This window comes from Alcanivorax sp. HI0083, assembly GCF_001635175.1.
Genome location: NZ_LWFX01000682.1, coordinates 1 through 529, shown reverse-complemented (window position 1 = coordinate 529; position 529 = coordinate 1). Strand labels below are relative to the sequence as shown.

General features: G+C 59.5%; 1 pseudogene. It reads left to right on the top strand.

Going from position 1 to position 529, the window contains the following annotated elements:
• Positions 1-529: pseudogene (gene glnD / locus A3754_RS06770) on the top strand ([protein-PII] uridylyltransferase); the annotation flags it as partial.

The following is a 529-nucleotide window of genomic DNA, read 5'->3' as shown; positions in this document are numbered from 1 at the left end:
CCAGCGCCAGCTTGCGGACCGGCTGGGCCATGAAGATTCCAGTGCCAACCTGGCAGTGGAACATTTCATGAAAGGCTTCTACCGGGTGGCCCTGGCCCTGTCCGTGCTCAACGAAATGCTGCTGCAGCTATTCGATGAAGTCATTCTGCGCAGCGACACCCAGGAGCAGGTACGCCCGCTCAATCGCCGTTTCCAGGTGCGCAACGATTACCTGGAAATCAGCAACCCGGAAGTGTTCGAGCATCACCCCAGCGCCCTGCTGGAGGCCTTTGTGCTGATGGCCCAGAACCCGGACCTGAAAGGCATTCGCGCCTCCACCGTCCGCGCGCTGATCTACAATCGCCGCCAGATCGACGACGCCTTCCGTAACAACCCGGTCAACACAGACCTGTTCATGCAGCTGTTGCGCAGCCCCCATGCCCTGTTCTCCCAGCTGCGCCGCATGAAACGCTACGGCATCCTGGGCAAGTACCTTCCGGAATTCGGCGGCATCATCGGCATGATGCAGTACGACCTCTTCCATATTTAC